This is a genomic window from Labrenzia sp. 5N, assembly GCF_012395805.1.
GTDB classification, from domain to species: domain Bacteria; phylum Pseudomonadota; class Alphaproteobacteria; order Rhizobiales; family Stappiaceae; genus Roseibium; species Roseibium algicola.
On record NZ_JAAZTM010000005.1, the window covers coordinates 288024 to 311160 of the forward strand.

Consider the following 23137-nt stretch of genomic DNA (forward strand, 5'->3'; position numbering starts at 1 on the left):
GGCATGACCGCCAACTCTGTAACCCGCATCACGATTCCGTTGGCAATGAGGGCAACCGAACGCGCCTTGCCGCGTTTTTTGAAAAGTGTCTCACAGGCAGAGACGGTGGCCAACCGCATAGGTTTCCGCGGTCTTGTCTGATATGACGAAGTTCGGGCTCACGGAGATAATCACGACATGCGCTGGAAAGGCCGCCGCGGCAGCAGCAACGTTGAAGACAGGCGTTCCATGGGCGGGAGACCACGCATGCGCGTCGGTGGCCGCCGGGTGAGAGGTGGTGGCCTCGGATTGACGGGCCTCCTGATAATCGTCGGCATTGCCTGGCTGACCGGCATCAACCCGCTGACACTTCTCGGACAGCTGGATGGCGGGGGGGGTTACGATACGCAGTCCTATCAGACGCAGGCCCCTCGCAGTGCGGCCGACCAGGAAACCGCGCAATTTGTCTCCGTCGTTCTGGCCGACACGGAAAACACCTGGGGCCAGATCTTCGAAAACGGTGGTGCGACGTACCCGGAGCCGACTTTGGTGCTGTTTTCAGGGTCGGTATCATCAGCCTGCGGATATGCCAGTGCGGCCACCGGCCCATTCTACTGCGGAGCCGACAGCAAGCTTTACATCGACCTGTCCTTCTATCAGGAACTGGCAAACCAGCTGAATGCGCCGGGTGATTTCGCACAGGCCTATGTGCTGGCGCATGAAGTCGGTCACCACATCCAGAACGTGCTTGGCGTGCTGCCGGAATTCCAAAAGGCCCGGCGTACGCTCAGCAAGGCGGAAGGCAACGCTCTATCGGTACGTGTCGAGTTGCAGGCCGATTGTTATGCCGGCATCTGGGCGCATTATGCCGCCCGGCAGAAAGGGTTTGTCGAGGAAGGCGATATCGACGAGGCACTGAACGCGGCCAGCCGGATTGGCGACGATACATTGCAGCGCCAGGCTCAAGGCTATGTCGTGCCGGAAAGCTTCAACCACGGCACCTCTGCGCAGCGGGCAAGCTGGTTCAAGAAGGGTTTCCAGTCCGGCGACCTCAATACCTGCGACACGTTCAGCGCGGCGAGCCTGTAAGGGCACCAACACCTCGCGTCATGCCATGGCACGTCCATGGCATCCATGCCGCTTGATCGGTTCTTTTCCGTACGCTTCCGGCTTTGAAAGGCCACGGATGGATTGCAGGGGCAAGCCCTGCAATGACGACCAAGTGATAACGGGCTGGCGCGTTTACGCATATCTGCGATGACTGCCTGCCCCACTGGTAATTTGCGGTATTTTCCGCCATATAGGGGCAAATGTCCGCAAGATGGCGGACGCTTTTCCTTGAAGCTTTGAAGAAGTGCGACCGGTATGGCGTCTGAAACCAGACCCTTTTTGAAGATGAACGGCCTTGGCAATGATTTCGTGGTCTGGGATGCGCGTGAAAAACCGCTGCGCCTGACACCCGAAGCCATTGCCGCATTGGGCGACCGCGAGACGGGCATCGGTTTCGACCAGATGATCACCGTTGAACGGTCCTCGCTGGGTGTCGATGCCTTCATGCGCATTCACAACCGCGATGGCAGTGAAGTATCGGCCTGCGGCAACGCCACGCGTTGCATCGGCCGTCTGCTGATGGAAGAAGCCGGCAAGGAGCTTGTTACCATCGAGACCGGTGCCGGGCTGCTGCACGCTTTCGATGCCGACGGCCCGCGCAGCGTGACTGTCGACATGGGGGTACCCCGGCTTGCCTGGAACGAAATTCCGCTTGCGGAAGAGTTCGCCGACACCCGGGCGATCGAACTTCAGATCGGGCCTATCGATGATCCGATCCTGCACACGCCGGCCGTCGTCAACATGGGCAATCCGCACGCGATCTTCTGGGTCGACGACGTGGAAGCCTATGAGCTTGAGCGGGTCGGTCCCTTGCTGGAACACCATCCGATCTTTCCGGAATACGCCAACATTTCGCTGGCCCATGTGTTTGATACCGACCAGATCCGGGTAAAGGTTTGGGAGCGCGGCGTCGGTCTGACGCTGGCCTGTGGGACGGCTGCCTGTGCGGTTGGGGTTGCTGCCGCGCGTGATGGCCGGACCAGCCGCAAGACCACCATCCATCTGCCGGGCGGTCCCATCGGGATCGAATGGCGCGAGAGCGACAACCACGTGCTGATGACCGGTCTGACGGAAGTGGAATTCGAAGGTGAGGTCGATCTCGATACCCTGGCCTGGCGCAAGACCGCCACGGGCGACGCCCCGCTGGCGGCTGGAGCCGCGTCATGAGCATCGATGTCGTGACCTTCGGTTGCCGGCTCAATGCATATGAGTCGGAAGTCATGAAGCGCGAGGCGGAGGCTGCCGGCCTCAAGGACGCCATCCTCATCAACACCTGTGCCGTTACCGGCGAGGCGGTTCGTCAGGCCCGCCAGGCCGTGCGCAAGGCCAAGCGCGACAATCCGAACGCCAGGGTAATCGTTACCGGCTGCGCCGCGCAGACGGAAAGCGAGACCTTCTCCTCCATGGAGGAAGTGGATCTGGTGCTCGGCAACACGGAAAAGCTTGAGCGCAAGTCCTATCAGGACGTTGCCGCCTTCGGCGTTTCCGAAACCGAGAAAGTGCGCGTCAACGACATCATGAGTGTCGAGGAGACCGCAGGCCATCTGATCGACGGGCTGACGGGCCGTGCGCGGGCATTCGTGCAGGTCCAGAACGGTTGCGATCACCGCTGCACCTTCTGCATCATTCCCTATGGCCGAGGCAATTCCCGCTCCGTGCCGATGGGCGTGGTCATCGACCAGATCAAGCGCCTTGTCGACAATGGCTACAACGAGATCGTGCTGACCGGTGTCGACATCACCTCCTATGGCGCGGACCTTCCGGGGACCCCCAAGCTGGGCACGCTGTCGGCGAAGATCCTGAAAATGGTTCCGGACCTGAAGCGCCTGCGGCTGTCTTCCATCGATTCCATCGAGGCCGATGACGACCTGATGCGGGTAATTGCCGAAGACGAACGGCTGATGCCGCATCTGCATCTGTCGCTCCAGGCGGGTGACGACATGATCCTGAAACGGATGAAGCGGCGCCACCTGAGGGCCGACACGATCCGCTTCTGCGAAGAGGTTCGCCGCCTGCGGCCGGACATGGTTTTCGGTGCGGACATCATCGCCGGCTTCCCGACGGAAACCGAGGACATGTTCCAGAACTCGCTCCGGATCGTCGACGAATGCGGCCTGACGCATCTGCACGTCTTTCCGTTCTCGCCGCGCAAGGGTACACCGGCAGCGCGCATGCCGCAGCTGCCGCGCAATGTCGTGAAGGAACGCGGCGCGCGCCTCAGGGCCAAGGGCGAGGAAGCGCTGGTCAGGCATCTTCAGGCCGAGGTCGGCAAGACCCGCCCCGTGCTGATCGAGAAGGAAGGCCTTGGCCGGACTGAACAATTCACGCAGGTCGAGCTGGGCAGCGGCAATGCCGGTGAGATTGTCGAAACCAGAATTATCGGACATACCGGCCGCCATCTTCTGGGCGAAGCCCTTTCCAGGGCTGCCTGAGGAAAGGTTCAGGGTTCGGGTGGTGACGAGCTGGCCTGAGGTGTGTGTCAGATTGGATTGAAGCCGGGGCGAATTGCAATGTACCCCTCATCCTGAGGAGGCCCGCAGGGCCGTCTCGAAGGATGGGCGGCAGTCTCGGCGCAAGTGGCCCATCCTTCGAGACAGCGCTGAGCGCTTTCTCAGGATGAGGTATAGGGTTTGGCTTCGGCGGTGGATGCCGAGAGTTTAAGAACGCAGTAATGGGCAGATTTTTTAAGGCAGGTTCATGAGCGAGAAAAAGCGCGGCTTTCTTGGACGTCTCTTCGGCGGCAAAAGCAAACCGGAAGACGAGGCTGCTCCGGCCGCAGAGGATGCGGCACAGAAAGCAACATCCGCAGAACCGCAGGAAGATGACCCGGCACTCGACGTCGAGATGGACGTTCGGCCTGTCGCGGCGCTGAACGAGCCGTTCCAGCCGATCGCAATGGATGTCAGCCCTGGTATCGTTCCGGAACTTTCGCCAATGAAGCCGGCGGTGGAGCCGGAAGACATTCTGCCAACCGATACGGGACCCGACGTCGAGCCCGAGCAGGCAGAAACACCGGAACCTGAAGCGCCCCGGCCGGAAGAGCCCGAAAGCCAAGAACCCGCAACGCCAGAACCTGCAACACCAGAACCTGCAACACAGGCGCCAGAAACCCAGACACCAGAAACCCAGGCATCAGAACCGCAGGTGCCAGAAATACATACGCCTGAAACGGCCAGCGCCCCGGAACCGGTTGTCGAGCCGGCCGCCGCAGAAGCGGCTGTTGCCGCGCCAGTGCCCGCCGCACCGGTTGAACCTGTTGCCGAAGAGCCGAAACTGTCCTGGTTCCAGCGATTGAAGAACGGCCTGTCCCGGTCTTCCGCATCGCTCACCGAAGGCATCAGCTCGATCTTCACCAAGCGCAAACTGGACGCCTCCATGCTGGAGGAGCTGGAGGATATCCTGATCCAGGCAGACCTTGGTGTCGACACGGCGATGGCGATTACCGACCGTCTGTCCGACGGGCGCTACAACAAGGAAATTTCGCCGGAGGAAGTCCGGGCGATCCTGTCCGAAGAGGTTGAGAAGGTGCTGGTTCCCGTCGCCAAGCCGCTCGATCTCGATACCGGCAAGAAGCCGCATGTGGTGCTGATGGTCGGGGTCAACGGTACGGGCAAGACCACCACCATCGGCAAGCTGTCACAGAAGCTGCGTTCCGAAGGCAAGACCGTCATGCTTGCGGCCGGCGATACCTTCCGTGCGGCCGCAGTGGAACAGCTGAAGATCTGGGGTGAGCGCACCGGGGCTGAAGTGATTGCGCGCGATACGGGCGCGGATGCCGCCGGACTTGCCTATGATGCGATGAAGGAAGCGCAGGCGAAGGGCGTCGATGTGCTTCTGGTCGATACCGCCGGCCGGCTTCAGAACAAGGCCGAGCTGATGGATGAGCTGGAGAAGGTCATCCGCGTGATCAAGAAGCACGACCCGGAAGCTCCGCACACGGTCCTGCTGACGCTCGATGCGACGACAGGCCAGAATGCGCTCAACCAGGTCGAGATCTTCGGCAAGGTTGCCGGCGTGACCGGACTGGTGATGACGAAGCTCGACGGAACCGCCCGGGGCGGGATCCTGGTCGCGATTGCCGCCAAGCACGCAATGCCGGTGCATTTCATCGGTGTCGGTGAAGGTGTGGCAGATCTCGAGCCCTTCTCGGCCAAGGATTTTGCCAGCGCGATTGCAGGCATGGCTTAACGCGAGCGTCCCGCAAGGTGCTGGACCCGTTCGTTTGGGCGCCTTGCGATATTTGCAAAGCAGTGCCGGGGAACCTCGCAGCCCGACGTGCGTTTAGTTAGCGTCGAAGTCTGGCGCGCGCGGAAACCCTTCTACTGACGGCAGCCGGGCACAAGCGCGGAAAGGCCGTCATGATTTCCAGATTGTTGCACTCGTTTGTTGTTGCTCTGCTGCTGTTTCTGCCCGGAGCACTGCCTGCATCTTCACAATCGGAAAGCCCCGCCGGAGCTATCACCGCCATGCCCGGTGCCGGCGACGATCAGGCCATCGAGCAGCGTATCAACGGCATCTATGACCAGCTCGACGGACTTTCCGGAATTTCGGTCGTCGTAAGATCAGGCGTGGTTAATCTGAACGGAACCGTGACCGAGGCAAGCCTTGCCACAAAGGCCGAAGAGCTTGCCGGCCGTGTCGACGGCGTCGTCGCGGTCCAGAACAATCTCACCGAGGAAACCGCGCTGGAGGAACGTCTCGTTCCGGTTTACGAGCGCCTGCAGGCGCGCCTGTCCCAAGGGGTGAACTATCTGCCGCTTGCCCTGGTTGCCCTGCTCGTCTGGATGCTGGCCAGTGCGGCCGGACTGCTGATCGCGCGGTTTGAATGGCCCTGGAACAGGCTCACGCCCAATGCCTTCATTGCAGATCTTGTCAGGCAGCTGATCAGGATCCTGTTCTTCACGATCGGGATCGTTCTTGCGCTGGATGTGCTGGGCGCCACTGCCGTCATCGGCACACTGCTTGGAGCAGCCGGCATTGTGGGTCTGGCGGTCGGCTTTGCTGTCCGGGACACGGTCGAAAACTACATTGCCAGTATCATGCTCAGCATCCGGCAGCCGTTCAACCCGAAGGACTTCGTCCGGATTGAAGGCTACGAGGGCTTTGTCATCAGTCTCACGTCGCGTGCTACGATCCTGATGGAAAAGGACGGGAACCATATCCGCATCCCCAACGCCATCGTCTTCAAGAGCACCCTCGTCAACTTTTCCACCAATCCACGGCGCCGCTTCGTCTTCGAATTGGGCGTCGATGCGGAAAGCAACCTGGACAAGGCGCTGGACGTTGGCCTGATGACGCTTCGCCGCCAGGAGTTCATTCTTCAGGATCCCTCTCCCGACGCCTGGATCGAAGCGTTGGGAGATTCCAACGTTGTTCTGAGTTTTGTGGGCTGGATTGACCAGACGCGGACCGATTTCCAAAAGGCGCGTTCCGAGGCGATGCGCCTCGTCAAGCTGGCGCTTGAATCAAACGGCTTCTCCCTGCCGGAGCCCATCTACCGGCTGAGGTTCGATGATGCGCCTGCGCTGGAAAACCTCCTGCCGGACAGGCAGGAGGGGGATCGGGAACGCGGGAAGATCACCCGTAAAGAGGCGGCGTTTCCGCAATCGGCAGAAGTGCCGAACGATACGGAAGCCGACCGGGATCTTGAAAAGCAGGTTGAACTGGAACGAAAAGCCGCCCAGTCGGACGACCTTCTCGATGAGCATGCGCCGAAGGAATTCGGGGCTAAATCAGCAAGGTGATCCTGACAGACAGGCGTTTAACAAAGCAAATCCTGAGCAGCGTGTCAGGAAAGGCTGACCCTGCGCCACCGGGATTCGACAAAGGAGTAGATGGCAAAAACCATCAGGCCAACCGCCAGCGCGAACAGCATGACCTGCCCATAAGGCAAACCCTGAATGTATTTCAGAGCATCCAGCGTGCTCGGCAGATCGCCGCCGGAGGTTGAGGCGCCCTCGATGCCAAGCCAGATCATTGCCGACAGAAGGGCGAACACGATCCCGCGTGCACCGAGGCCAAGAACCGACACGACGTGAACAATCCGCATCGGGGCTTCGTTTTCATCGAAGTGCTTGCTGTATCGGCCTGAACAGGCCTTCCACCAATGCGCAACCGCTATTCCCAGAAAGACAAGGGACAAGCCAGTCACGAATATCCGCTGGCCGAGAGCTTGCGAGATAGCGTTCATCAGGCCCGGCAGCAGTTTGCCGTCATCCGTGCCCGTAATTCCGAGCAGGCCAATGGCGTAGAGTGCGAGCGCGCTATAGGTGGCGGCGCTTGCCAGAAGGGCCAGGCGCACGACGATCCCCTGCAGGTCCCGTCCATGGTTGTCCGCGTCCAGAACGGCCTGAACCAGCCGCCAGACGACAAAACTGAACAGGCCTGTCACTAGGACAGCCACCAGAACAGAGCCGAAGGGTTGGGACAAGAGAGTGACAAGGGCACCTTTGGTGCCCTTGCTGCTGCCTGCGCCGATGGACGCGAGAATGGCAAAGAAGGATATGATGCCATAGACGATACCGCGCGAAAGATATCCCGCGCGTGCGGCAGCTTGTAACCAGTGCGAGTACTTCATTCCCCTGGTCTTTCCGCCATCCCGGCATTTTCACGATCGGTGAACGCTATAAGTCGGCTCCGCCAGAATGTTTGGCGGGCCGACCAGCGGGCGGTGCCAGAGGGCGTGGTTGCCAAACCTGCGATAATCGGGAGGTTACCCCGGCTCAGCCGAGGCCGAGAAACGACAGGATGGCAACAACCACGACGACAAGTCCGACGAGATAGATAATGTTGTGCATGTTCAATTCCTTGCCAGAAACGGAAAAGGGCCGGACGCTGGGTGAACGGCAGGGGGCGGCCGTTCGTGGCGGGGGCTTGCGTCCGGCCCAAACTGTTGGAGATCGTCTGCCGGGGGCGCGGCAGGGTTATCGGGGCTAGGTTAGACCAGTCCGATGAAGGACAGGATCGCGCCGACAACGACGACGAGACCGACCAGATAGATGATACCGTTCATGCCTCTCTCCTTTCGTTGGAGAGAGAACTCGTCAAACAGGAATTGGTTCCAAGGAATCGAACAGGGAGCGAAAAATCAGCTCCCCGGTTGCCAGTCTTCCGGTGCCATGACGAAGCCTTCGAACTGAAATCCGGGAGCAACCGTGCAGCCGACCAGGGTCCATGCACCGAGCGAGCGGGCCTGCTGCCAGCCGTCACGGGGAACGATGCCTTGCGGGCGCTCGCCGGCCAGAAGGTCGTTGCCCAGGGTCAGCACCTCCCGGGTGGTGCCGTCGGTGCTGATGGAAAGTTCCAGCGGGCTGCCGGCGTACCAGTGCCAGGTCTCGACCGCGTCAACCTTGTGCCAGCGGGAGAGAATGCCTTCGGGAAGCAGGAAATAGATCAGGGTAGATGCAGCCCGGCCGCCATCATCGGTGACGCTGTCGCGGAAGGTTTCGGCATAAAAGCCACCTTCCGGGTGCGGCTGCATGTCGAGAAGGTCGACGATCTTTTCGGCGGTCAGGCTGGCAGTAGAAGTCATGAAAAGTCCCGGCTGGATCAACTGGATTTCCGGGACGGGATCGCTCAGGAGGATTTCGACCCGGTGCAGAAAGCCAGATCATCAATGGTTTCGCGCAGGGCCGCAACCACTTCCTCGTAAAGGAGCTGCATGTCCAGCCTGTGTCCGCCGCCCAGATGACCCGGTATCGGTTCGGCCTGGCCGACGATGCGGCTGACCACGTCCCGTGCGCGCTGCTCCGCGGAGCGTGTCAAGTGGTCTTCGGAACTCGCAGGTGTCATGGTGTGTGCCCCTTCATGATCACGATGGCGTGCATATGGGGGCAACCAGTCGTTGTTTTAAGCCTTCCGGCCAAGAAAAACCGGAAGGCGGTGCAAGAATTCTGCTGCGGGACCTATAGGTATGATCAAGCGTTGTCCTTGCGCATGCGGATCTCGGAAAAGACTTCGGCAGCACTTTTGCCTTCCATGCCGAGTGCAGCGGCGACAGAAGCTTCACCTGCACGCAGGAACGGGTTCGTTGCTTTTTCTTTCGCCATGGTCGTCGGCAGTGTCGCGGCTCCTTTCTCGCGCAGCGCGGCAACTTCGTCTGCCCGCGCCTTCAGATCGGCGTTGTCCGGGTCGATTGTCAGGGCGAAGCGTGCGTTGGCCTGCGTGTATTCATGGCCGCAGTAGATGGTGGTGTCATCGGGCAGCTGGCGCATCAGTTTGGCAAGCGACGACCACATCATGTCCCTGTCACCCTCAAACACACGGCCGCACCCGAGCGAAAACAGAGTGTCGCCGGTGTGGGCCACCTTGATGGAGGCGATGTACCAGGAGATCTGATCCAGCGTGTGGCCCGGGGTCGAGATCGCCTTGATCTCGTAAGGTCCGCACCGGACGTCGTCGCCGTCTTCCACGGTGCGATCGAACTCGGCAATCTTCAGGCGTGAACGCTCGGGACCGATGACGGTCGCGCCAGTTTTCCGCTTGAGTGTGCCGAGACCCTGGACATGGTCCCAATGGTGATGGGTGATCAGAATATGCGTCAACGACCAGCCGGTCTGCTCCAGCGCCTTTTCGTAGGCATCGGCGTCGGGCACGTCGACGGCAATGGTCGTTCCGCTGTCAGTGTCGTGAATCAGCACGCCGAAATTGTCGTCGAGACAGGTAAACTGGTGAATTTCGGTGGTGTCGCTCAAGGCCATGAAACGGCTCCCTGCTGAGATCTGTTGGTTGAGATGCAGACTGGCAAAGTCAGGCGCCAAGGGCAAGGCAAGAGATCTTGCGCTCTCCCGCCGTTCCATGTTCAATCGCCGCGACCCTTCTTGACCGAGCAAGGCTGAATGTATCTCGACGTCGTTCATTTGCGCGCTTTTTACGATTTGCCACTCGGCAGGCTGCTTCGCAGCCTGATCGGCGCGCCTATCCGCAAGATGTGGCCGGACCTTACCGGCCAGGCTCTGCTCGGTATCGGTTACGCGGGCCCGTTCATGCGGCCCTACCTCGACACGGTCGACCGGGCGATCGCCGCCATGCCCGCTCCCCAGGGTGCGGTTCACTGGCCGCGCGAGCGGGATAGCGCCTGTGCGCTGGTGGAAGACCAGGACCTGCCGTTTCCCGATGCCTATTTCGACCGAGTGATGCTGGTACACGCTCTCGACCATTGTTCCGACCCGGCGGCCGTCCTCAGGGAGGCCTGGCGGGTGCTGGTGCCGGGCGGGCGACTGATTGCCGTCGTGCCGAACCGGCGCGGCCTGTGGGCACAGTCGGAACTTTCCCCCTTCGGCTATGGCCGGCCTTATTCGGGCAGCCAGCTCAAGGATCTTCTGAAGAGCTGCCAGTTCAACGTGACCGAGGACAAGGAAGCCCTCTTCATGCCGCCCTCGCGCGCCCGCACCATCCTGCGCGCGGCCCGCACCTGGGAAGGCATCGGCCGCCGCATCTGGCCCGCCTTTGGCGGTGTTCTGATCATGGAAGCGGAAAAGGTCGTGTTCCAGAGCCTGCCCGTCGACGGCAAGAAAAGCCGCTTCCGCGTTCTGCGGCCTGTCTTCATTCCCGAAGGCGTCGCGACAGGGCTGAAACCTGTCAGGTCCGTGCATCGGGCGGAGACGGGCGACTTCTAACAGCCTCTGAGCCCGTCATTCCGGACTAGCGCTGCAGAAGGCTGCGCGACGATCCGGAATCCAGCGCGCCAGTGTGAGCGCAGCGAACGCAATATCGGTGTTGACCGCCACGTTTCAGAAGCGCACCTGAAGTGCTATCTGGTGGAGTTTAATTTCCGTTACAATTACCGTGCTTCGCTCAAGGTTTCCGACAAAGAGCGCACCGATAAGCTTCTGGAAGGCGCCCGAGGCAAGCGTCTTATCTGTCGGCGGATTGACGAAAGCGTGCACGCTTAAGCAGAAAGCGCCCAAATTGTTTCGAAAATGAACAAGAACTGCGGGGACAACCTAATCTACAGCTTGCCCGAGAGTAAGAATCGGTTTTCGTTGAAAAGTGGTGGGCACGGTCCAGGTGCCCACCACTCACTGAAACAAGCCGAAAGAGGGCTCGCTAGTGATTACGCAACCGAAACTACCTGACTCGTTTGAGTATGCAAGCCCTCTCTCTGCGAACAGCACAGAAAGGGCCTTTTATGGCTTATTTTGCAGTCAGCTATCAGCTGAATAACTCCAAGGACTACCCTACCCTTTGGGACGAGATGAAGCGCCTGAATGCACACAAGGTGATGCGCTCGTTCTATTTCTTGGACCTGAACAACACTGCGTCAGAAGTTCGGGACCACCTTCAAGGGTTTATCGATGATGACGACGCGGTGATGGTCGTTCCTTTCGATCAGCGCCCATATCATCACAGGGCGTATCAGGGCACTAACAACTGGATCAGCGAACGCTTCGGCTAAAGCTCATCTATCTCTCCTGAGCAGCGCGGCTTTCGACCGAGCAGAAGGCCGCGCTCGTCCCAAGCAGATAGCCCAAGCAACGAAAGTATGACGTTAGCGATCCTTCTTTTCATCTTTCGACTTCTTGGTTTGCTTGCCTTTGCTAACCTTCGGATCTGGCGGCGTGTTGAGCATCCGTCTTAGGATCTCGTCACCCTTTTCCTAATCTGGTTTTTTATCGGTGTCTGACATGGCTAATACTGTTGAACCTCTCGACGTAAACCCAAGGCTCGTACACTCAGTTGGAATGATAGCGATTCAATGGGCTCGTATTGAGTTCACTTTTCAAAAAATCCTAATCGCAATTATAGATGCAGACGGCGCTGCTGGGCTCATGCTGACCTCTAATTTAGGCAACAGAACAATTTCTGACTTCGTTAAAACATACGCGTCCGAAATTAAATCCAGCGAAGCAACAGAAGACTATGGGAGCGAGCTAACATTATTAGCAAATGAATTCGACCGTCTACTCGGAATTAGAAACAGAATTGTTCACAACACTTGGCCACAAAATCTTTCTGACGAACAGGCCGTGGCATTGGTTGTCAGATTCAAAGGGAAATCTAGGGTGCACGAAGAGGTGTGGGACCTAGATGCAATCGCCTTATTAGTTCAGGATATCGTTGATTACCTAGATTCACTGACGCGTTTTGCAGTTCGCTACGACCTATTCAAACCTATGCACTCTTGGGAGCAGCGCACTACATCGACACGAAAACCTTCCGAGCCAAGGTGACCGGAGTATCAAAGTCGTGATCCCAAGATGACAGAACTTGCGACCCGACTTCGATCATCTCAGGGGTGATTTCAACCTCTCCACGTACCGGCCTGCCACCGGTTGACCCATCCGCTTACCGCTTCAGCAGAAAAACGGCCTGTTCTGCAACGATGTTCCACACCCACCAGGGGGCGTTGACCGGAATCTTGTTGCCCCGGCCGCTGAGGGCGATGGCCTTTTCGACATTCGCGTCCAGTTCCCGGCAAAGCTCGACGAAATCGCGCAGGGAACAGAAGTGGATGTTCGGCGTGTCGTACCATTCGTAGGGCAGGTACTTGGTCACCGGCATGCGGCCGCGGAAAAGGAGCTGGGCCCGGTTGCGCCAGTGGGCGAAGTTCGGGATCGAGATCACGACCTGATTGCCGATGCGCAGGAGCTCGCTGACGACCTTTTTCGGTTCGCGGGTCGCCTGCAGGGTCTGGCTCAGGATGACGACGTCGAACGCGCCGTCCGGATAGTCGGACAGGTCCTGGTCAGCATCGCCCTGGATCACCGACAGACCGCGGGCAACACAGCGATTGACGCCTTCCTGGGACAGTTCGATGCCGCGTCCGTCCACCTGGCGTTCGCGCACCAGAAGGTCGAGCAGCTCACCGTCGGCCGACCCGATGTCGAGCACGCGGGCATTGTGCGGTACCAGTGAGGCGACAACCTTGTGGTCACCGCGCACGTCTCCGCTCTTGGTCTGTCTTGGAGCCAGGTTCACGGGATCAGGCCTCCTCGCCGGGCGCGGGCAGGCCGCGGGCGTGTGCTGCGCCGGTGACGAAGCCGGAAATCGTCTGGAACATCTCCGGTACGTCCAGCAGGAACGAGTCGTGACCCCGGTCGCTTTCGATCTCGACGAAGGAGACGTTGGCCGCCGCCGCATTGAGCGCCTTGACCACGCGCCGGCTTTCGGACGTGGGGAACAGCCAGTCGGATGTGAACGACATGACGCAGAAACGCGTTTTCGTTCCCTTGAAGGCGTTGGCCAGAGAGCCACCGAACTGATGCGCCAGGTCGAAATAGTCCATCGCCCGGGTGACATAGAGATAGGAATTGGCGTCGAACCGGTCGACGAAGGTCATGCCCTGGTGGCGCAGATAGCTCTCGATCTGGAAATCCGCGTCGAAACCGAAGGTGACATTGTCCCGGTCCTGCAGGTTGCGGCCGAATTTCTGGTGCAGGGACTCGTCGGACATGTAGGTGACATGCGCCGCCATGCGGGCAACCGCCAGACCCTTTGTCGGCCTTTGTCCTTCCTGCAGGTAACTGCCGGCGCACCAGTTCGGGTCGGCCATGATCGCCTGCCGGCCGACTTCGTGGAAGGCGATGTTCTGGGACGTGTGCCGCGCTGCCGCGGCAATCGGTACGGCCGAGAACACGCGCTCGGGATAGCTGGCTGCCCACTGCAGCACCTGCATGCCGCCCATGGAGCCGCCGATGACCGCAAACAGCGTGTCGATGCCAAGATGATCGACAAGGCGCGCCTGTGCCCGGACCATGTCGCGAATGGTGATGACAGGCAGTGCAAGGCCGTAAGGCTGCCCTGTCTCCGGGTTGATGGAGGCCGGTCCTGTGGTGCCGAGGCAGCCGCCGAGAACGTTGGAACAGATAACGAAATAATGATTGGTGTCGACCGGCTTGCCGGGGCCGACCATCTGGCTCCACCAGCCGGGCTTGCCCGTCACGGGATTGGTGGAGGCTACATACTGGTCGCCCGTCAGGGCGTGGCACACGATGACGGCGTTGGACTTGTCCGCGTTGAGCTCGCCATAGGTTTCATACGCAATCTGCCAGGGGCCAAGCTTTACGCCGGCATCGAGCTCCAGCGGTTCTTCTGCGGGAAAGCGCGCAAGTTTGCTCGAGGGCGAAACCGCTTCGCTTGCCTTCAGATCCTCCGGGGTGGCTGGACGTGATGTGTCTGCGGACATGGCTCTAAAGAATTATCTGTTGTCCCGGGCGGGAATATTTCAGGCCGGTTGAGCGGGCCACGGTCCGCCACCGGGAAACGGCAGGCACCCGGCAGAACGGCCAGACTGGCGACCTAGCCGTGCCGGAACGCCTGAGTCAATGTTTTCTTTTGCCTTTGGGCAATCACATGCCTATGACTATGCGCCGCTGAACCCAAACGAAGGCCGGAGCCACCTCATGTCTCACTTGCCGGACAGCGGGCTGTCGTTGGACGACCTCAGGACACGGGTCGACGAGATCGATGCACGCATCCACACCGCCCTGATGGAACGCGCCCAGGCCGAAGCCGGTATCCAGGCTGCCGGCCGCGCCGCAGGAGCTGCACCCGCCCTGTTTCAACCCGAACGTGACGCCGACCTGATGCGCCAGATGGTGGAGCGCCACCAGGGCGACCTGCCGCTGGCAACCGTCGAACACATCTGGCGTGATCTCATCTGTGCCTGCACCAGCCTGCAGGCAGATACCGCCGTCCATCTGGACGGCAGCGCCGATCTGATCGAGATGCTCGACCTGGCGCGTTTCTACTTCGGTTTTTCCGTGGAGCTGGTGCCGGGAAGCGATGCGGCCGACGTGGTCGGCGCCGTGACGGCGTCAGCCGGTGACCTGGGCCTTGTGGCACTGATCGACCGGGCGGAGCTGCCCTGGTGGCGTGGCCTCAGCGAATCCGGCGCACTGGTGCGGGCGCGGCTGCCCTTCGTCATTCTGGACGAGCGTCCCGCCGACCTGCCGGCGCTTGTGCTGGCCAAGGCCGACAGCATGATCGACAACGCCGATATTGCGGTTTATGACGCCCGCTGGTCGGATCTTCTGCCGGGCAACCTGATGGACGAAGGCATTGAAGTGCTCAGTTTCTTCCGGTCCGCCGCCGGTGTCGACGCACTGCTTGCGATTTCCGGCGAGCTGACGGAAGAGGATGTGCGCGCCGCCTGCCTCGCCGCAGGCGCCGCCCCGGAAGTTTTGAGACGTGTCGGCGGCTACGCCGCACCGATCGACGGGAATGGCGATCCGGACGACACATTTGCTGCCGAGGACGAGGAGCCTCAGGGATGAACGAGATGACGACAGTGACTGAAGCCGGCAAGGCAACCGCAAACCGTCCGCAGCCGCGGCCGGGCGTTCTGGATATTGCGCCTTATGTTCCCGGCAAGTCCAAGGGCAGCCACGGCAAGACCGTTCACAAGCTTTCGTCCAACGAAACACCGCTCGGCACGAGCGATGCTGCCCGCGCGGCCATTGAAGCCGTGGCGCGGAACCTGGAACTCTATCCGGACGGATCCTCTGCCGAACTGCGTGCGGCCATCGGCGAAGTCTACGGCCTCAATCCCGACCGCATCATCTGCGGCGCCGGGTCCGACGAGGTTCTCAGCCTGATCGCCTACGGTTATCTCGGCCAGGGCGACGAGGCGATCTATTCCGAACACGGCTTCCTGGTCTACGACATTGCCATCCGCGCCGCCGGGGCAACGCCGGTGATTGCGCCTGAAAAGGACCTGACGACGGATGTCGATGCGATCCTGGCAAGGGTCACCGACAAGACCCGCATGGTCTTCATCGCCAACCCGAACAATCCGACCGGCACCTATCTGCCGTTCGAGGAGGTCAAGCGGCTGCATGAGGGCCTGCCGGCCAACGTCCTGCTGGTTCTGGATGCCGCCTATGCGGAATATGTCCGCCGCAACGACTATGAAAGCGGTCTCGAGCTGGCAGCAACGTCCGACAACGTCATCATGACGCGGACTTTCTCCAAGATTTACGGCCTTGCCAATCTGCGTCTCGGCTGGGGCTTCGGTCCGGCCCATGTGATCGATGCGCTCAACCGCATCCGGGGTCCGTTCAACGTCAACGGCATGGCGATTGCCGCCGGTATGGCCGCTGTTCGTGACCGTGATTTCGTCACGCGCTCGATCGAGCACAATGACACCTGGCTGCCCTGGGTGACGGCGGAGCTGGAAAAGCTCGGCCTGAAGGTGACGCCGAGCGTCGGCAATTTCGTGCTGGTTCACTTCCCCGACGAGGACGGCAAGCGCGCGGCGGATGCCGATGCCTATCTGCTGGAGCGCGGCTGCGTGCTGCGCATGGTCGGCAATTACGGGCTGCCGAACTCGATCCGCATGACGATCGGCTCGGAAGACGCCAACCGGGCCATCATTGGCCACCTGAAGGACTTTCTGGAACAGAAATAAGAACACATGACTGTTGCCCCCATTTTCGAGCGCATGGCCCTGATCGGCATCGGCCTGATCGGTTCCTCGCTCGCACAGGTCGCCCGCGAACGCGGCCTGGTCAAGGAAATCGCGATTTCCACCCGGTCTGCGGATACCCTGCAAAGGGCGGAGGAGCTGGGCCTGGGCGACAGTTATGCGCTCGACGCCGCCGTGGCGGTGGAGGGGGCCGACCTGGTGATCCTCTGCGCGCCGGTGGGTGCCAATGAGGCCATTGCCAAGTGGATTGCGCCTGCGCTGAAAAAAGGCGCGATCCTGACCGATGTGGGTTCCACCAAGGGCTCCGTCGTCGACCAGGTCAGCCCCCATGTGCCCGAGGGCGTGCATTTCATTCCGGGTCACCCGATTGCCGGGACCGAACAGTCCGGACCCGATGCCGGGTTTCCGACGCTGTTCGACCAGCGCTGGTGCATCCTGACACCGGCAGAGGACACGAATCCCGAGGCCCTCGAAAAACTCAGCGCCTTCTGGCGCGCCTGCGGTTCCGACGTCGACACGATGGACGCCAGACACCACGACCTGGTGCTGGCCATCGTTTCGCATCTGCCGCATCTGATTGCCTACAACATCGTCGGCACCGCGGACGATCTGGAGACGGTCACCAAGTCGGAAGTCATCAAGTATTCGGCGTCCGGTTTCCGGGATTTCACGCGTCTGGCGGCGTCCGATCCGACCATGTGGCGGGACGTCTGCCTGCACAACAAGGACGCGATCCTGGAAATGCTGGCGCGGTTTTCCGAAGATCTTTCCGCCCTTCAGCGGGCAATCCGCTGGGGCGATGGCCAGATGCTGTTCGACCTCTTCACCCGCACCCGGGGTATCCGCCGCTCGATCATCGAGGCCGGTCAGGAAACCGACGCCCCCGACTTCGGCCGTCATGCCAAGGACAAGGCCGGCGCACCGGCAGAGTGACCGCTTCCATCAGGAACCGGTCTTGCCAGAGAATTTCCCGGGCGTTGAGCCCCCATTGCATTCTAGCCCCTGAGGATCGCTCGACCCTCAAGGGCTTTTTTGTCTGGTCAGTTGGTCCGGTTGACGATGAAACGGGCAAGGGCGCTCAGGATCGCCGCACGGCCGCTGTAGGGCGCGAGAAGCGTTTCGGCTTCCTCCACCAGCCGGCCAAGCTCGTTGCGCGTCCTGTCGGCGCCCCAGAGGCCTACAAGCGTCGCCTTGCCGGCCTCCGCATCCTTGCCGGTGGCCTTGCCCATTGTTTCCGCGCTGGCTTCCACGTCCAGAAGGTCGTCTGCGAGCTGGAAGGCAAGGCCGATCACTTCACCGAAGCGGGTCAGCCGGTCGATATCCGCTTCCGCTGCATCCGCCAGAATGGCGCCCGCCCGGCAGGCGTAGCGTAGCAGCGCACCGGTCTTCATGGATTGAAGCTGGCGAATCTCCGCTTCGGAGCGCTCGCGGTGTTCGGACTCCAGGTCGAGCATCTGCCCGCCCGCCATGCCGCCGATGCCCGACGCGCGGGCCAGTTCGCGCGATAGCCGCAGGCGCACGGCTGCATCCGCATGCACCGCCTCGCCCGTGATCACGTCAAAGGCGAGCGTCAGCAACGCATCGCCGGCCAGGATGGCGGTCGCCTCGTCATAGGCCTTGTGCACGGTTGGCTGGCCCCGGCGAAGATCGTCGTCGTCCATGGCTGGCAGGTCGTCATGGACCAGCGAATAACAATGGATCAGTTCCAGCGCGCAGGCGGCCTGCAGAACGCCGTCATCCGCCCGCCCGAACAGATTGGCAGCCTCCATAACCAGAACCGGCCGCAGTCGCTTGCCGCCATTCAGCGCGCCGTGGCGCATGGCGGCAAGCAGCCTTGGGGGGCGCACGGTTTCATCCGGCAGCGCCTGGGTGGCCAGAAGCGTTTCCAGCGTGGCCTCCACAAACTTGGCCTGGAATGTCAGATGCTGGTTTGGGTCAAGGGTCACGATTGGCTCCGGGACGGATCGGCAACATTTTCAAAGTCCGGGTTTCCCTGAAACCAATTCTCTGTATCGTCAAGGCTCGAATTTCAAAAAAATGCGGGAGCTACCTGCCCGATCTTTTCAAACTGACCCATTTGGAGATTTTTCCATGAAACTGCTGTCGAGCCTTCTGCGATCCTTCATCAAGCGCGGGCGCATGCGTGTGATCGACGTCGCGGGTGCCGTGCACGAATTCGGGTCGGGCGAGGACGGTCCGACAGTGACCATCCGGCTGCATGACAAAAAGCTTTACCGATCCCTTTTTCTCAATCCGGAGCTGGCCGCGGGCGAAGCCTATATGGATGGAACCCTGACGATGGAGGAAGGGTCGACCTGCTATGACTTCATGTTCCTGTTTTCCATCAACAGGGCGCCGCTTGGGGCCAATCCCGTACAGGGCCTGCTGCGGAAGGGCTGGAAGCTCTTGCGGCGGCGCCAGCAGCAGAACAGCGTCGAACGGGCAAAGTCGCAGGCGCGGCATCACTATGACCTGTCAACCGACCTCTATCGGCTGTTCATGGATGAGGGCCTCAACTACAGCTGTGCCTATTACACCTCGCCTGACGACACGCTGGAACAAGCCCAGGCGGCCAAGCTGGCCCATCTGGTCGCCAAGCTGGACCTGAAACCAGGGATGGAAGTTCTTGAAATCGGCGGCGGCTGGGGATCGCTCGCCATTCGCATGGCTCAGGCCGGTGCAAAGGTTACCTCGCTCAACGTCTCGCCAGAGCAAGTGAAGATCGCCGAAGAACGCGTGCGCGCTGCGGGTCTTGAGGACCAGGTGACATTCGTTCTGATGGATTACCGGGAATTCGAAGGGCAATTCGACCGGATCATCTCGGTCGGCATGATGGAACATGTCGGCATCGGCCATCTCGACGAGTATTTCGGCCAGATCCGCAGATGCCTGACCGAAAAAGGCTATGCGGTCGTGCATTCCATCGGTCGCATGACGCCTCCGGGCACGACGGGGCCTTTTATTCGCAAGTATATTTTTCCCGGGGGCTACGTTCCTGCGCTGTCGGAAGTCTTTGCGTCTACCGAACGGCTTGGGTTATGGGTCTGCGATGCGGAAATCCTGCGGCTGCACTACTACTACACCATTCGCGACTGGCGCATTCGCTTTGAAGACAAGAGGGCGATTGCCGCTGATCTTTATGACGAAACTTTCTGCCGTATGTGGGAGTTTTATCTCTGTGCGGTCGAGCTGGGTTTCCTGCACGGATCCAACATGGTCTTCCAGCTCCTCCTGTCGAAGGAGAGGGATGCCGTGCCGATTGTCCGCGACTTCATCGTCGATAACGAACGGGAACTGAATGGTTAGGGTCAAACCTGCAACGGGTGGAAAGTCAGGCTCCGGGGGCGCGCCGGGGCGCCGCCGTGGCATGATCGGCCTTGTCCGCAAGCGCTTGTTGCAGCTGCTGCTGGTCCTTGTCCTGCTTCCGCCTGTTCTCACCGTCATCTATTCCGTCGTGCCGCCCATAAGCACGCTGATGATCGGGCGCTATGTCCAGTTTCTGTGGGTCGACCGGCAGTGGGTACCGCTTGAGCAGATTTCGCCAAACCTCGTCCGGTCGGTCATCACTTCGGAAGACAGCGGCTTTTGCGAAAACGACGGCGTCGAGTGGGACGCGCTTCAGGATCAGGTCGAAGCACTGAGCGAAGGCGAGAAGCCTCGCGGCGCAAGCACCATCACGATGCAGACCGCCAAGAACCTGTTCCTGTGGGGCGAGCGGTCCTACATCCGCAAGGGGCTGGAACTGCCGCTGGCCCTGATGCTGGATGCGATACTGACGAAGAAGCGGATCCTGGAAATCTACCTCAATATTGCCGAGTGGGGCGAGGGTATCTTCGGCGCCGAAGCGGCCGCGCAGGCCTGGTTCGGCAAGAGCGCCAAGGACCTGACACGGACCGAAGCTGCCAGATTGGCGACAGCCTTGCCAAATCCACGTGGCCGGAACCCCGCCAAACCAGGTTCCGGACACCGGAAACTGGCCGGCACGAACCTGGCCCGTGTGAAAGGCGCGGGGCCGATTTTCGGCTGTGTTCTGGGGAAATAGACGAAGGTGGATAGCGCTTCGCCACCGCCTGTTCTATCCAGACCAAGAATTTTTTCTCTATGGGGTGGCAAAACGTTGGCGTTGCCTGTATAACGCCGCGCATTCCAACACGCTGCGTGACGCCACGCCCCGGGCTAACCCGGTCCGGGCCGCGCGGTTATGGACCACGGAGAAAAACAAAATGGCCGTTCCAAAGAGAAAAACCTCGCGCTCCAAGCGCGGTTTTCGCCGTTCCGCGGACGCCCTCAAGCAGCCGACTTACGTCGAGGACAAGGATTCGGGCGAACTGCGCCGTCCGCATCACGTTGACCTGAAGACCGGCATGTACCGGGGCCGTCAGATCCTTTCCGCAAAAGACGACGCATAACACCCGTATTCTTCGTGAATGCAGGTAGCGTCCGGACCGGATCGCCGCATGGCAAATCAAGATTGAGGCTGGCCTTGTTTCGACGGGCCGGCCTTTTTCTTTTCAGCGCCTTGAATTGGCTATCAAGATCGTGTCAGCTCGCTCCGATTTCCGCCCGCTTCGGGTGTCCTTGAATTCGGGAGCCGTTCATGCGCCTTTTTTCAGCCGTTCCTTTCACGCTTTTCTCGCTGCTGATCTATAACGCCCTTGCTTTCACGGTGGGCGCGGGAGAGCCTGGCTTCTGGGCGCAGCCGATGATCACCATACAGATGGTTTCCGGCGCAACCTTCGAGCTTCTGGCGAGCGATCTGCTCATCACGGTCGGGCTGTTCTTCCTGTTCATCGAAATTCTGAAGGCGACCCGCATCGGCACGACGGCCCTGCTGGACCACATGTTCTCGGTGCTGGTGTTCGTCGCCTACCTGGTGGAGTTCCTGGTGCTGCAGCCCGCGGCGACGTCGCTGTTCTTCATCCTGATGGCGATCTCCCTGATCGACGTGATCGCGGGGTTCTCGATCTCCATCACCGGCGCGCGGCGGGACGTTTCCTTCGGCCATGGGGACATGCACTAAGACTGCTTGCCGGCCGACCGCCGCTATTCCGGACAAGGGTGACGTGGCCGAGCGCAGAACCGGAATGAGGGAGCAGTGCCATGACCGAAGGGATCAGGCGTCTTTGCCGTCCTCGACGATCGCGTGTTTCTGGATCAGAGGCAGCTGGGTCAGGGTGAAGACAAGGGTGATCGGCATGATGCCGAAGACCTTGAAGCTGACCCAGAAATCGGTCGAGAAGCTGCGCCAGACGATCTCGTTGATCGCGGCAAGCACGAAGAAGAACACGCCCCAGCGGAATGTCAGCTTGCGCCAGCCTTCGTCCGTCAGCCGGAAGGCGCTGTCGAAGACGTAGCCGAGCAGCGCCTTGCCGAACAGCAATCCGCCCAGCAGAACCGTGCCGAACAGGCAGTTGACGATGGTCGGCTTCAGCTTGATGAACAGTTCGTCGTGCAGCCACAGCGTCAGGGCGCCGAAAACCAGAACCACCGCGCCGGACACCAGCGGCATGATCGGCAGGCGCTTCGTCAGCCACAGTGACACGACCAGCGAGATGCTGATGGCCACCATGAAGGCGGCAGTTGCCAGGAAGATAGGCTTGCCGACCTGTTGCAGCACGGGGAAGGCCGCTGCGATCTGTTCGCCGCGGGCATTGAACAGGAAGAACACGCCGAGCGGTCCCAATTCCAGCGCCAGCTTCAGGAGCGGGGAAAGTTCCTTGCGGGTGGGGTCGTTCGGGGCGTGTTCGAATTCCATGTTTTTCCGTTATCCTGTTCAGGAAGTCTGCTTCCGGACATAGGTGATGGAGGGTGCCAGGGTCAAGGACCCCGGTCCGATTCGGAAAATAGAGCCGGAAAATTTCAGGGCCAGTAGAGAGGCGCCGGGAAGCGTGAAGATGAAACGTTGGATGCTGTGCCTTGCAGCCACCTTGCTGTTTACGGTCTCTGCCTTCGCGGCGATGCCTGTTCGTTGGGACCAGCTCAAGGATCCGGAGGCCGCAGCCTATGAGGACCCCTTTGCCGCGCTGAGCGGCACAGAGCTGCGGTCGCTGGGCACGGTGCTGCGGCTTCGCCAGCAGTTGGACGAGATGACTGCGACTGACGCGGACCGTTCAACGCTGAAACGTCGTCTTCAGCAGGAAGAGGCGCAGCTTGCAGCGGCCGGCGTGCCGACGGACAAATTGCTGTCGCAACGCTTCGAGGTTGCGAAGAAACGGGCTGCTGCGTCGCTTGCCGGCAACAAGGCTCTGGCCGGGAGGGACATCGAGATTACCGGGTATGTGATCCCCGTGCAGGAACCCGGCAGCGATGAGGTAATCGCCGGCTACCTTGTTCCCGAGCAGGGCATGTGCAGCCACATGCCGGCGCCCGATCCCAACCAGATGATCCGGTACCGGCTGTCGACAGGCTGGAGGGCGGAGTATGTCTATGAACCGGTCCGGCTAACCGGGCGCTTGTCCTTGAAAACAACCCGACAGGAAATCACGCTTCTGGACGGTCAGGTCGACATGATTGCAGCCTTCGAGATGGAGGTCACAGGCGCTCAAAGCCTGGGTGAGGAGACCACCCCGGACCCGATGAGCCGGATCTGGAAGTTCTTCAAGGGGCCCGTTCCGGAAAACTCCTGGAAGCACCCATAAAAAAGGCGCCGCAACGGGCGCCTTTTCCTGTGATTGAGCTTTT

General features: G+C 60.6%; 24 protein-coding genes and 1 pseudogene. 17 read left to right on the plus strand and 8 right to left on the minus strand.

Going from position 1 to position 23137, the window contains the following annotated elements:
• Positions 1 to 177: 177 nt before the first annotated feature.
• The 5 genes from HEP89_RS08750 to HEP89_RS08770 all read left to right on the plus strand — a co-directional run bounded on the left by HEP89_RS08750 (position 178) and on the right by HEP89_RS08770 (position 6833).
• A complete protein-coding gene (locus HEP89_RS08750) occupies positions 178 to 1068 on the plus strand; it encodes a neutral zinc metallopeptidase (protein WP_168691800.1) in 891 nt (296 codons plus the stop codon).
• 276 nt (positions 1069 to 1344) lie between these two features.
• Positions 1345 to 2256, plus strand: a complete 912-nt coding sequence (dapF, locus tag HEP89_RS08755; RefSeq protein WP_055660121.1) for a diaminopimelate epimerase — start codon at positions 1345 to 1347, stop codon at positions 2254 to 2256.
• On the plus strand, positions 2253 to 3521 hold the full coding sequence (mtaB, locus tag HEP89_RS08760; protein WP_023002577.1) for a tRNA (N(6)-L-threonylcarbamoyladenosine(37)-C(2))-methylthiotransferase MtaB: 1269 nt from the start codon (positions 2253 to 2255) through the stop codon (positions 3519 to 3521). Before dapF ends, mtaB begins: the two co-directional genes overlap by 4 nt.
• Positions 3522 to 3786: 265 nt before the next feature.
• A complete protein-coding gene (ftsY, locus tag HEP89_RS08765) occupies positions 3787 to 5277 on the plus strand; it encodes a signal recognition particle-docking protein FtsY (protein ID WP_168691801.1) in 1491 nt (496 codons plus the stop codon).
• Between the two features lie 170 nt (positions 5278 to 5447).
• Entirely contained in the window at positions 5448 to 6833 is a 1386-nt protein-coding gene (locus HEP89_RS08770; RefSeq protein WP_286201038.1) for a mechanosensitive ion channel family protein, read from the plus strand.
• A 44-nt stretch (positions 6834 to 6877) separates the two neighbouring features.
• Here the strand turns inward: HEP89_RS08770 and HEP89_RS08775 are convergent, their stop codons facing one another.
• The 4 genes from HEP89_RS08775 to gloB form a co-directional block, all read right to left on the minus strand.
• Positions 6878 to 7666 carry a DUF1206 domain-containing protein gene (locus tag HEP89_RS08775; protein ID WP_168691802.1) on the minus strand — a complete coding sequence of 263 codons (789 nt, stop codon included), beginning with the start codon at positions 7664 to 7666 and terminating at the stop codon, positions 6878 to 6880.
• A gap of 510 nt (positions 7667 to 8176) precedes the next feature.
• Entirely contained in the window at positions 8177 to 8620 is a 444-nt protein-coding gene (locus HEP89_RS08780) for a cupin domain-containing protein (RefSeq protein WP_168691803.1), read from the minus strand.
• A gap of 44 nt (positions 8621 to 8664) precedes the next feature.
• On the minus strand, positions 8665 to 8880 hold the full coding sequence (locus HEP89_RS08785) for a hypothetical protein (protein WP_023002583.1): 216 nt from the start codon (positions 8878 to 8880) through the stop codon (positions 8665 to 8667).
• A gap of 125 nt (positions 8881 to 9005) precedes the next feature.
• Positions 9006 to 9788 carry a hydroxyacylglutathione hydrolase gene (gene gloB, locus HEP89_RS08790; RefSeq protein ID WP_062486192.1) on the minus strand — a complete coding sequence of 261 codons (783 nt, stop codon included), beginning with the start codon at positions 9786 to 9788 and terminating at the stop codon, positions 9006 to 9008.
• A gap of 138 nt (positions 9789 to 9926) precedes the next feature.
• Between gloB and HEP89_RS08795 the strand changes: the two genes are divergently transcribed.
• From HEP89_RS08795 to HEP89_RS08805, 4 genes and pseudogenes are all read left to right on the plus strand, one after another.
• Positions 9927 to 10706 (plus strand): class I SAM-dependent methyltransferase, encoded by a 780-nt coding sequence (locus tag HEP89_RS08795; protein WP_023002585.1) that lies wholly within the window; start codon positions 9927 to 9929, stop codon positions 10704 to 10706.
• A gap of 117 nt (positions 10707 to 10823) precedes the next feature.
• Positions 10824 to 10982, plus strand: a pseudogene (locus tag HEP89_RS29825) (IS1595 family transposase); the annotation flags it as partial.
• 236 nt (positions 10983 to 11218) lie between these two features.
• Positions 11219 to 11485 (plus strand): CRISPR-associated protein Cas2, encoded by a 267-nt coding sequence (locus tag HEP89_RS08800; RefSeq protein WP_168691804.1) that lies wholly within the window; start codon positions 11219 to 11221, stop codon positions 11483 to 11485.
• A gap of 229 nt (positions 11486 to 11714) precedes the next feature.
• Positions 11715 to 12260: a hypothetical protein gene (locus HEP89_RS08805; RefSeq protein WP_168691805.1), complete on the plus strand. Its 546-nt coding sequence runs from the start codon at positions 11715 to 11717 to the stop codon at positions 12258 to 12260.
• A 115-nt stretch (positions 12261 to 12375) separates the two neighbouring features.
• Here the strand turns inward: HEP89_RS08805 and metW are convergent, their stop codons facing one another.
• Both metW and HEP89_RS08815 read right to left on the minus strand, forming a co-directional pair.
• Positions 12376 to 13008 (minus strand): methionine biosynthesis protein MetW, encoded by a 633-nt coding sequence (metW, locus tag HEP89_RS08810; RefSeq protein WP_023002586.1) that lies wholly within the window; start codon positions 13006 to 13008, stop codon positions 12376 to 12378.
• Between the two features lie 4 nt (positions 13009 to 13012).
• Positions 13013 to 14215, minus strand: coding sequence for a homoserine O-acetyltransferase (locus HEP89_RS08815; RefSeq protein WP_055660107.1), 1203 nt, complete (start codon positions 14213 to 14215; stop codon positions 13013 to 13015).
• A gap of 217 nt (positions 14216 to 14432) precedes the next feature.
• Between HEP89_RS08815 and HEP89_RS08820 the strand changes: the two genes are divergently transcribed.
• The 3 genes from HEP89_RS08820 to HEP89_RS08830 are packed head-to-tail and all read left to right on the plus strand — an operon-like array spanning position 14433 to position 17389.
• Positions 14433 to 15305 carry a chorismate mutase gene (locus tag HEP89_RS08820; RefSeq protein ID WP_055660523.1) on the plus strand — a complete coding sequence of 291 codons (873 nt, stop codon included), beginning with the start codon at positions 14433 to 14435 and terminating at the stop codon, positions 15303 to 15305.
• On the plus strand, positions 15302 to 16438 hold the full coding sequence (gene hisC, locus HEP89_RS08825) for a histidinol-phosphate transaminase (RefSeq protein WP_023002589.1): 1137 nt from the start codon (positions 15302 to 15304) through the stop codon (positions 16436 to 16438). The genes HEP89_RS08820 and hisC overlap by 4 nt, the downstream gene beginning before the upstream one ends.
• Positions 16439 to 16444: 6 nt before the next feature.
• The gene (locus tag HEP89_RS08830; protein WP_197923176.1) at positions 16445 to 17389 is read left to right on the plus strand and encodes a prephenate/arogenate dehydrogenase family protein; all 945 of its coding nucleotides are present in this window, start codon (positions 16445 to 16447) and stop codon (positions 17387 to 17389) included.
• 107 nt (positions 17390 to 17496) lie between these two features.
• Here the strand turns inward: HEP89_RS08830 and HEP89_RS08835 are convergent, their stop codons facing one another.
• On the minus strand, positions 17497 to 18357 hold the full coding sequence (locus tag HEP89_RS08835) for a polyprenyl synthetase family protein (RefSeq protein WP_286201040.1): 861 nt from the start codon (positions 18355 to 18357) through the stop codon (positions 17497 to 17499).
• Positions 18358 to 18547: 190 nt separating this feature from the next.
• Here HEP89_RS08835 and HEP89_RS08840 point away from each other — a divergent pair, with 190 nt between their 5' ends.
• From HEP89_RS08840 to HEP89_RS08855, 4 genes are all read left to right on the plus strand, one after another.
• Positions 18548 to 19762 (plus strand): cyclopropane-fatty-acyl-phospholipid synthase family protein, encoded by a 1215-nt coding sequence (locus HEP89_RS08840; protein WP_168691807.1) that lies wholly within the window; start codon positions 18548 to 18550, stop codon positions 19760 to 19762.
• A complete protein-coding gene (gene mtgA, locus HEP89_RS08845; protein WP_023002593.1) occupies positions 19755 to 20498 on the plus strand; it encodes a monofunctional biosynthetic peptidoglycan transglycosylase in 744 nt (247 codons plus the stop codon). Before HEP89_RS08840 ends, mtgA begins: the two co-directional genes overlap by 8 nt.
• A 181-nt stretch (positions 20499 to 20679) precedes the next feature.
• Entirely contained in the window at positions 20680 to 20865 is a 186-nt protein-coding gene (rpmF, locus tag HEP89_RS08850) for a 50S ribosomal protein L32 (protein WP_006936667.1), read from the plus strand.
• 188 nt (positions 20866 to 21053) lie between these two features.
• Positions 21054 to 21476, plus strand: coding sequence for a hypothetical protein (locus tag HEP89_RS08855; RefSeq protein ID WP_055660102.1), 423 nt, complete (start codon positions 21054 to 21056; stop codon positions 21474 to 21476).
• Positions 21477 to 21569: 93 nt separating this feature from the next.
• Here HEP89_RS08855 and HEP89_RS08860 read toward each other — a convergent pair whose 3' ends face one another.
• Positions 21570 to 22211: a septation protein A gene (locus tag HEP89_RS08860; RefSeq protein ID WP_023002595.1), complete on the minus strand. Its 642-nt coding sequence runs from the start codon at positions 22209 to 22211 to the stop codon at positions 21570 to 21572.
• A gap of 139 nt (positions 22212 to 22350) precedes the next feature.
• Here HEP89_RS08860 and HEP89_RS08865 point away from each other — a divergent pair, with 139 nt between their 5' ends.
• Entirely contained in the window at positions 22351 to 23094 is a 744-nt protein-coding gene (locus HEP89_RS08865; protein WP_168691808.1) for a DUF3299 domain-containing protein, read from the plus strand.
• Positions 23095 to 23137: the final 43 nt, after the last annotated feature.

Excerpts from the sequence above, each read along its gene's own strand:
- HEP89_RS08750 (WP_168691800.1), top strand. The coding sequence starts at position 178 with ATGCGCTGGAAAGGCCGCCGCGGCAGCAGCAACGTTGAAGACAGGCGT.
- dapF (WP_055660121.1), top strand. The coding sequence starts at position 1,345 with ATGGCGTCTGAAACCAGACCCTTTTTGAAGATGAACGGCCTTGGCAAT.
- mtaB (WP_023002577.1), top strand. The coding sequence starts at position 2,253 with ATGAGCATCGATGTCGTGACCTTCGGTTGCCGGCTCAATGCATATGAG.
- ftsY (WP_168691801.1), top strand. The coding sequence starts at position 3,787 with ATGAGCGAGAAAAAGCGCGGCTTTCTTGGACGTCTCTTCGGCGGCAAA.
- HEP89_RS08770 (WP_286201038.1), top strand. The coding sequence starts at position 5,448 with ATGATTTCCAGATTGTTGCACTCGTTTGTTGTTGCTCTGCTGCTGTTT.
- HEP89_RS08775 (WP_168691802.1), bottom strand. The coding sequence starts at position 7,666 with ATGAAGTACTCGCACTGGTTACAAGCTGCCGCACGCGCGGGATATCTT.
- HEP89_RS08780 (WP_168691803.1), bottom strand. The coding sequence starts at position 8,620 with ATGACTTCTACTGCCAGCCTGACCGCCGAAAAGATCGTCGACCTTCTC.
- HEP89_RS08785 (WP_023002583.1), bottom strand. The coding sequence starts at position 8,880 with ATGACACCTGCGAGTTCCGAAGACCACTTGACACGCTCCGCGGAGCAG.
- gloB (WP_062486192.1), bottom strand. The coding sequence starts at position 9,788 with ATGGCCTTGAGCGACACCACCGAAATTCACCAGTTTACCTGTCTCGAC.
- HEP89_RS08795 (WP_023002585.1), top strand. The coding sequence starts at position 9,927 with ATGTATCTCGACGTCGTTCATTTGCGCGCTTTTTACGATTTGCCACTC.
- HEP89_RS08800 (WP_168691804.1), top strand. The coding sequence starts at position 11,219 with ATGGCTTATTTTGCAGTCAGCTATCAGCTGAATAACTCCAAGGACTAC.
- HEP89_RS08805 (WP_168691805.1), top strand. The coding sequence starts at position 11,715 with ATGGCTAATACTGTTGAACCTCTCGACGTAAACCCAAGGCTCGTACAC.
- HEP89_RS08815 (WP_055660107.1), bottom strand. The coding sequence starts at position 14,215 with ATGTCCGCAGACACATCACGTCCAGCCACCCCGGAGGATCTGAAGGCA.
- HEP89_RS08820 (WP_055660523.1), top strand. The coding sequence starts at position 14,433 with ATGTCTCACTTGCCGGACAGCGGGCTGTCGTTGGACGACCTCAGGACA.
- hisC (WP_023002589.1), top strand. The coding sequence starts at position 15,302 with ATGAACGAGATGACGACAGTGACTGAAGCCGGCAAGGCAACCGCAAAC.
- HEP89_RS08830 (WP_197923176.1), top strand. The coding sequence starts at position 16,445 with ATGACTGTTGCCCCCATTTTCGAGCGCATGGCCCTGATCGGCATCGGC.
- HEP89_RS08840 (WP_168691807.1), top strand. The coding sequence starts at position 18,548 with ATGAAACTGCTGTCGAGCCTTCTGCGATCCTTCATCAAGCGCGGGCGC.
- mtgA (WP_023002593.1), top strand. The coding sequence starts at position 19,755 with ATGGTTAGGGTCAAACCTGCAACGGGTGGAAAGTCAGGCTCCGGGGGC.
- rpmF (WP_006936667.1), top strand. The coding sequence starts at position 20,680 with ATGGCCGTTCCAAAGAGAAAAACCTCGCGCTCCAAGCGCGGTTTTCGC.
- HEP89_RS08855 (WP_055660102.1), top strand. The coding sequence starts at position 21,054 with ATGCGCCTTTTTTCAGCCGTTCCTTTCACGCTTTTCTCGCTGCTGATC.
- HEP89_RS08860 (WP_023002595.1), bottom strand. The coding sequence starts at position 22,211 with ATGGAATTCGAACACGCCCCGAACGACCCCACCCGCAAGGAACTTTCC.
- HEP89_RS08865 (WP_168691808.1), top strand. The coding sequence starts at position 22,351 with ATGAAACGTTGGATGCTGTGCCTTGCAGCCACCTTGCTGTTTACGGTC.